Annotated in this window: 5 protein-coding genes; all 5 read left to right on the top strand. The window is 33.6% G+C overall.

The window, feature by feature from the left end; translation table 11 throughout:
- The first annotated feature begins 306 nt into the window (after positions 1-306).
- The 5 genes from Q8M62_RS11545 (at position 307) to Q8M62_RS11565 (ending at position 8,141) form a co-directional block, all read left to right on the top strand.
- The gene (locus tag Q8M62_RS11545) at positions 307-600 is read left to right on the top strand and encodes a helix-turn-helix transcriptional regulator (protein ID WP_305668147.1); all 294 of its coding nucleotides are present in this window, start codon (positions 307-309) and stop codon (positions 598-600) included.
- A 292-nt stretch (positions 601-892) separates the two neighbouring features.
- Positions 893-3,280 (top strand): outer membrane beta-barrel protein, encoded by a 2,388-nt coding sequence (locus Q8M62_RS11550; protein WP_305668148.1) that lies wholly within the window; start codon positions 893-895, stop codon positions 3,278-3,280.
- A 372-nt stretch (positions 3,281-3,652) separates the two neighbouring features.
- Positions 3,653-4,978 (top strand): radical SAM/SPASM domain-containing protein, encoded by a 1,326-nt coding sequence (locus Q8M62_RS11555; RefSeq protein ID WP_305668149.1) that lies wholly within the window; start codon positions 3,653-3,655, stop codon positions 4,976-4,978.
- Positions 4,965-7,190 carry a peptidase domain-containing ABC transporter gene (locus tag Q8M62_RS11560; protein ID WP_305668150.1) on the top strand — a complete coding sequence of 742 codons (2,226 nt, stop codon included), beginning with the start codon at positions 4,965-4,967 and terminating at the stop codon, positions 7,188-7,190. Before Q8M62_RS11555 ends, Q8M62_RS11560 begins: the two co-directional genes overlap by 14 nt.
- A 102-nt stretch (positions 7,191-7,292) precedes the next feature.
- Positions 7,293-8,141 carry a hypothetical protein gene (locus Q8M62_RS11565; protein WP_305668151.1) on the top strand — a complete coding sequence of 283 codons (849 nt, stop codon included), beginning with the start codon at positions 7,293-7,295 and terminating at the stop codon, positions 8,139-8,141.
- Positions 8,142-8,295 lie beyond the last annotated feature (154 nt).

An 8,295-nucleotide genomic window follows, 5' to 3' on the forward strand; every position in this document is an offset into this window, starting at 1 on the left:
CGAACACTGGTTGCTGGTATATCCCTGAGAGTTTATACTTTCAATGTGATTTGATAACATGAAGAGCCGTGTGAGGTGAGAGTCTCACGCACGGTTCTGTGGGAAGGTGGGGGTGAGATTCCCCTGCCTGACCCGATTGTGTGCAATTCCCCCTACTCCACGAAAGTTGATTTCGGAAGCTAACGTGTAGTTGAAAAATAGCGTGGAATGGGTGGAAGAAATGACATGATACAAATAACTGATTACCAGCTTTTAACAAAAACGTTAGTCAGAACCATAAAACACGCAAAGTAAAATCATAGAATTATGGAAAAGCAATGTTTAGAAGCACTACGAAAAAAAAGACGTGAACTTGATTACTCACAGGAATATGTAGCCGGAAAATTGGGAATTACCCAAAAAGCCTACTCGGACATAGAAAATGAAAAAACGACTTTAAAAGATGGAATTCGTTTGAAGTTGTCAAAAATTCTTGACCTAAACCCCGATGATTTGTGCCCTATATCAAATTCTTGTAGCCACATATACAAAGCAAAAAACGAGGAGTTTATTAAGTTGTTAAAGAAAAACAAAATCGAAATCCCCAAGCATCTATTATAATATTAGTAATTTTAGGTATGAATTAGAAGCTTGACTACTTGTGTTTTATGATTTCTACAAATAATTTCGAATTACTGTCGTCCGAGTAAATCTAGAATTTTGATAAAATATGCCTCAGTTAGCTCAAAATGGATGTTTTAATACTTTCCCGAAAACTACCCCCTATCTGGGTCATGGAATTTACATTAAGTGGGGAGGTACGGGAAATCCCGAAATATTCATTTTTGAGCAGCTCGATTTCTGGGCATATAATCTTTGTCGGATGCCAGTAATTTCGAATTAACAAAAACATATGCAAAAACAACTTCTTTATATTTTATCACTTCTATTTTTCCCTATGGTTTCCTTTTCTCAAATAATAATTACCGGCCAAGTTGTTGACGCAGACGGCAGCCCAATAGAATTAGCGACAATTGCAGTATTCTCATCTGAAAATGAATTTATCAAAGGAGATTTGACCGATGAAACAGGCAGTTTTGTCATTGAAGTAAACAAAGGACATTATACAATTCAGATAACATACTTACAAAGTATCCTTTACCAAAAAGAAGACGACTTTCTCGAACATACAAACTTTGGTATAATCGAAGTTGAAAGCTCTATTCAGTTAGACGGAGTAGAGATCAAAGCAAGCAATCGACCAGTAATAAAAAAGGAATTGGGGAAATTCACCATTCAAAATCCCTCCACATCTCCATTTGCAAAAAACAAATCAACTTTGGAGTTTTTGAGGTTTGTCCCTATTCTAAACCTTGACAACCAAAACAGCATCAGTATTCTGAATAAGGGCACAGCCACCATTTATCTTAACGGCAGAAAAGTTGAGGACAATTCAATGGTATTAAGCCTATTGAAGTCCCTTCCCTCTGAGAATATAAAAATAATCGAAATCATCACGACCCCTGACAGCCGTTTTGATGGTTCCACAAGAAACGGTATTATAAATATCATTACGAAAAAAGAAGACGAAGGCCTCAGAGGGGCGGTCAATTCTACAATCTCGCAATCATATTTTAACTCTCAAAACCTGAATGGATTTCTGTCCTATTCCAAAGGTAAAATAACTACCACCACAACACTCTCATTAGACAATTCAAAAATCTTTGCGAGTTCCGATTACAGCTACAATAACCTTACTGATGATATTCAAACACAAATTAAAACCAACTCGGTTTCAAGATATAGAAACATTAATGGTAACCTAAACCTAAACTACGAAATTAGTAAAAATCAGAACATTGGCATCCAATTTTTTACAAAACTGAATGATATTTCCAACAAGCACCAAACCACCAATATATTTAAGCCTTTTAATGCGATACAATTGGATTCTGTTTACAATTCTGAAATTAGCAGCCAATCCCCCGATTACTTAACAACATATAAAGGCAACATAAACTATAATATTAAAATAGACAGCCTCGGCAGTAATATAGATATTGAGCTAAACAGATACCAGAACAACAACAATATCTATACACAAAATATTTTTACCCAAATTACAAACAATAACTCCCTTGAAATTACCCGTTTTTTGCAAAACCCCGACATCATAACATTAATTGGAAACTATAAAGCAGACTACACAAGGTTTCTTGATGAAGACAACATACTTAGTATTGGGGCATTTTTTACCAGAAGTAAAATAAACAATGATTTTTTCTTTGGCGATTTTGACGGAGCTAATTACGTTTCCGACCCACAGCAGACCAATAAATTTGAATACAAAGATGATATTTTAGCCGGGTATTTCAATATTGAAAAGGTTTTCAACGAAAAATGGGAAGGACAATTGGGCTTGCGTGTTGAAAACTTCAAAGCTCAAGGTAAAACTAAGTCCAACACAGAACAGCTAAAAATTGATAACACATACCTCTTTCCGTCATTTTCACTATTATTCATCCCCAATGACAGCAACGAGTTTTCACTTGACTTTGGGTCCTATATAATAAGGCCGGGTTATAACCAGTTAAACCCATTTATTCATTTCATCTCACCTAATTCTTTTAGGATTAACAACCCAAGCTTGAAACCCATTTTGACCTATGAATTTAACTTTAACTATTCGTTCCACGAAAATTATATGCTCGATGTTGGATATGAGATAAACAAAGACCTTTTCAATGAATTTGATATTGTCTTGCCCGGCAATGATATTATGACCACCACGGCAAATTACGGGAACTCCAATGCAATCTTTCTTAATTTTATCTACTCCAACAGTTTTTTCGAAAATAACTGGGATCTTTCAGCCATTTTGGACTATTCCTATGAAAAGGCAAGCGGCAGTTTTCAAGGAGTTGATATGGGTTTTTTGAACAGTCGCTATTCATTTAAAATAAAAAATCAAATCAACTTAAGCAAAGAAAAGGATTTCTCGCTTGGTATGAATTATGGATATTCTAGCAGGTCAAGATTTGTTGGAGGGGAATTCAATGGCTTACATTCCCTTGAAGTTATCGTCAGTAAAAATTTCAAGAATTTTAATATTTCGGTTGGTGGTTACGACCTCGCAAGAGCTGATTTAAGGATTTCTGAATACAAACAGGATTATAATTTCAGCAAACTAATCAAATATTACAAAACAGCATTCATAACACTTAACTACCAGTTTGGAAATAGGAAAGTAAAAAAAATACAAGAAAAAGATGATAAAGAAACAAATAGAAGGTTGCTATAAGCAAGGCTTAGTCAGAACGCCTAAAAGTAAAGTTTTTGGCAAACCACATCAAAAATTTAAATTTTATGGATACTAAAAGTAAGTTTACAAATTTCGTTGCAAAGTTAGAGCAAAAAATGCTTGATAGCAACCAAGAATCAATGGTTCTCCTTGGCATTCAAGGAGAAGAAATAGGAGGTTCAAATGGCTCATGTACAAATGGGGTTGCGGCCTGTAGTGGATCCATCAACAATAGAAAATGTACCAATAGCAATGATACTGGTTGTACCGGATCGATAAACAGTAGGACTTGTAATATACAATAAGACTAATTCAATTTACGCAAATTTTCCGCTTATAGCTCCTTCTTTTAACCTAAACTGTCATATAATTATGGAAAATAATCTTTTAAAATACAGCAAATACAATTCGATTATAAGTCTTGGAGACAAACTGTCGGTATTATACAATTCGAAGGAAGATAAAAGCTTGATATTTCGTAAAGAAAAAGAACACTTATTCAGCCTATTACCCGAAAAATTGAAAAATCTCGATTTAGGTATTTTTGAAAACCTGAAAAATATTGGGGCCATTGTAAGCGAAGATAGAGATGAATTGCAAGAAGTCATTCAAAAGAGCAAGGAAATTGATAATGCTGACGACAGTTACAGACTAATTATTAATCCTACAATGAATTGTAATTTCAAATGTTGGTATTGCTACGAATCACATATCGAGAATTCAAAATTAAGCAATCCAACAATTCAAAAGATTTGCAATCTTATTGACAACATACTTTTGAGCAATAAGAACTTAAAGACCTTTGATCTTTCATTTTTTGGCGGAGAACCATTAATGTATTATAGCAGTACATCTGTGCCACTTATAGATTATTACAGAACAAAATATTTGACCCATAAAGATATTGACTTCACTATTTCATTCACCTCTAATGGATATCTTCTAAATGACAAAATTTTAGGCCATTTATTAAAAGGCAATGAATCAAAACACTTTCAAATTACTTTGGATGGAGGCAGGGAAGAACATAATAAAGTTAGGGTAGCCAAAAGAAAAGGAGGCTCTTATGACAAAATTCTTTCTGCTGTTAAGACTTTGATTGAAAATGATATTGAGGTCATATTGAGAGTAAATTATACTTCTGAAACTTTAGCTTCGACATATGAAATATTGAATGACATTTCTGGTTTTCCAGAAGAAAGTAGAAAAAACCTAAAGATTAGTTATCACCGAGTATGGCAGGACAATGGAAACAATTTGAAAACCGAACAAACGTCCAAACAAATAATATCCGACTTTAAAAAAGCAAACTTTGCGGTATCAGATAACGAATTGTTGGACAACTTGAACAATCCCTGCTATGCCGACAAGAAAAACGAAGCCGTGATAAACTATAACGGTGATGTCTTTAAATGCACTGCCCGAGATTTTAGTGAGACCAATAAATATGGAGAAATACTGGAAGACGGATCAATTAACTGGAACGAGAAAATCGAAACTTGGGAAAATATCAAAATCCAATCCAAAGCGTGCCAAAATTGTCGAATATTACCGATTTGTGGCGGAGGTTGCCACCAAATCAACTTAGAGGCTAAAGGAATGGATATTTGTCAAATGGGCTTTGACAACGAGAAAAAAGATGAAATTATCTTAAATAGAATATCTCATATCTTTGACTTTGTGAATGAGCAACAATAAAGTAAAATTCCATCATCAGTTAGAGGCAAATGATTGTGGACCCGCTTGCATTCAGATGATCTGTGAATTTTACGGGAAAAAGTACAAATTAAGTGATATAAAGAGACATTTAAATATTTCAAAGCTGGGTGTTTCAGTCAAAGAAATCAGGTATTTTCTTGATATTATAGGATTTAATTCGGCTACCGTAAAAATCAATTTGGAAGATGCAAAGGAAATGCCACTACCTGCAATTCTGTATTTGAACTATGGCCATTTTGTCATTTTAGAAAAAATCATTTCAAAGAATGGCAAATTAACTTTTCTTATAGTCGACCCAAGTTTTGGAAAGTTAAAATTGGATGAAGAAGCCTTCCTTATAAAATGGTTAAATGTTGCATCGGGTCTAGCTATAGTCTTAGAGCCTAACGAACATTTTGCCACAAAAAATATTAAAACTACCGTCAATAATGGAACAAACCCTATTGTTGGCGATGTCCGAGAAGTTGTAAAGAAAAATAAATTCAGGTTTTCTTCAGTTCTCTTTCTAACTATAATTGCATTGCTGGCAAATTGGGCAATGCCTTTGCTTTTAAAAGATACCATTGATCAGGGGATCTTACAAAAAGATTTTGATCTTTTATGGAAACTATTGCTATTCCAGTTTATTTTTGCAATAAGTTATCTACTTTCCGAAAGTATTTCCGAAATTTTAACCACAAAAATTAGCCTTGACATAAATATAGACTTAAACAAATCTTATTTTAGAAAAATATTAAGCCTTCCATTAAGCTACTACGACTCTAAGTTCAAATCCGACCTCATTGAGGGATTGAATGACCAGAAAAGAATAAATTCCCTTATTTCCAGTTTTTTGATTGGCATTTTAATTATGCTGCTTAATATCATAGTTTTTTCAATTCTGCTTATCTCATATAATTATCAGGTTTTCTTGATTTTTATCCTTTTCACGGCACTCTCAATGACTTATACTTTTTTCTTTTTTAAAAAGAAGAAAATCATAGATTATTCCCTTTTTTCATTAGAATCAGAAAATCGAAATAATATCTATGAACTTATTATGGGAATATCTGAGGTCAAAATAAATAGTGCTGAAGAATCAAGACTTTCTAATTGGAGGAATACAGAAGATAAACTGAAAAAATTAAAGATAAAATCTGCTTATATTGATTTTTTTATGTCAGATGGTAATAGTTTTATTGCAAAACTTAGGGATATAGTACTTCTCGGCGTATGTGCCTTTTTGGTTATAGATGACAATATGACTATGGGCGTTATGCTAATGGTAAGTTATGTTCTAGGGCAACTTTCAGGGCCTTTCAATGACCTTATAAGATATATACAAAACCTGCAAATGATAAAACTGTCTTTTAACAGATTATCAGATGTGTACCTAAAAGAAGAAGAAATCGATAAAAATAAAAGGTATTCTCCACTAAGCAACAATAATTCTATTTTGTTAAAAAATGTATCTTTTCAATACGGGACATCGGCAAACGAAATGGTTTTAGACAAAATAAACCTAGAAATCCCCAATAACAAAACCACTGCAATTGTTGGCGAAAGTGGCAGTGGAAAATCCACCCTTTTAAAGCTATTTCTCGGTTTTTATTATCCCTCTTCTGGAAATTTGTATGTTGGAGACAAAAAAATAACAGACATTAATTTAAAAGACTGGAGAAAGAAATGTGGTGTTATAATGCAGGAAGGGTATATTTTTAGTGGATCGATATTGCAGAACGTTACACTTTCAACCCTTGAGCCGAACAGGGAAAAGTTCATCCAATCATTAAAAATTGCAGAATTATTTGATAAAATGGAAACCTTACCCATGAAAGAACATACAAAAATTGGGGAAGCTGGTGTTTCATTAAGTGGTGGCGAAAAACAAAGATTGCTAATAGCAAGAGCCGTTTACAAAAATCCTGATTTTGTTTTTATGGATGAAGCTACTTCCTCGATGGACACCATTATGGAAAAAAATATAATGAACAACCTGAAAGATTTCTTACAAAACAGAACAGCAGTAATTATAGCCCACAGGTTAAGTACCATAAAAAATGCGGACAATATTATCGTTATGAGTGATGGAGAAATAGTAGAACAGGGAACACATTCCCAACTATTAGGATTAAAAGGTAAATATTATGCCTTGGTTGAAAACCAATTGGAATCCGACCCTGGAAAAATGGCAGCACACAACATTGTATAAGCTTAATGCGGGCTTAAATGCTAAATTCAACCAAAAACAATATTAGTTATATTATTACTAAGTCGGAAACAAATTCCATCTAATCCCGCACTACGCTTATACTTGACCGTTGGCGGTCAGTTTAAAAAACGACAGAGAAACGAAATTAAAGAACCTATGACACTTTGTATTGTTAATATTAATAATAAAGGTAATGTAGAATTTTGGTCTGACAGTAGATTGAATTATGGTGATAATAAACCCATTGATATGGCTGTTAAGGTTGTTTCATTTCCTGTTACTATTTATAATATTAGCGACAAATGGACACCCGATTATAGTCAAAATTGGGGGATTTGTTTTGCTGGTGGTGGACAAACGATTTACTATATAAAGGATTTTATATTAGAAAATCTTAGAAATTTAGAATATTCATCAGACCTATTCGATGTATCAGCAAATAAAATATCAAATTATATCAGTGTTATATACAAAATAGCAGTTCAAAAATTTGTAGATAAATTATCATTAGATGATGGTGGTTGTGAGTTGATAACAACTGGGTTTTGTCCAAAAGAAAAAAGATTCATAACCTATTACTACACGATTAAATTTCCAATTGACGACTGGGATGATATTGAGATTATAGTAAATGAATTGGTGGATAATATTAAATTCATTGGTAATGGAAAATATGTAGCACAAAATCTATATGATGATGGGTTAAAGAATCCATATCAGATAATGAAAAAAATAATTGATGAAAACTTAAATAATAAAGTAGGTGGACAAATACAATTTGGTGAAAATGTTAACTTAGATTTTAAAGTAAAGGGTGTGGCGAAAATTGAAAACCATAAAACTATAACACAATTACGTGGTGTTGACCTTTATGATGTTAACTTGTTTGACTATACACAAGATTTAAAACCAACAACAAGTTTTTTAATAAATCTTAAAGAAATAAAATAAAAAACCGAACCGCCAATCGAGTAGACGGCCTCGCCAACCGTTAAGTTGACGAGGTGCGCCTCTCACACCACCGTACGTACGGGTCTCGTATACGGCGGTTCACTGGATTGTAGGTTGCGCCCGCCCGGATGACCCAGTCGGACGGGTTTTGAGG

The sequence above is a fragment of the Algoriphagus sp. genome, assembly GCF_030694375.1.
Classification (GTDB): domain Bacteria; phylum Bacteroidota; class Bacteroidia; order Cytophagales; family Cyclobacteriaceae; genus Algoriphagus.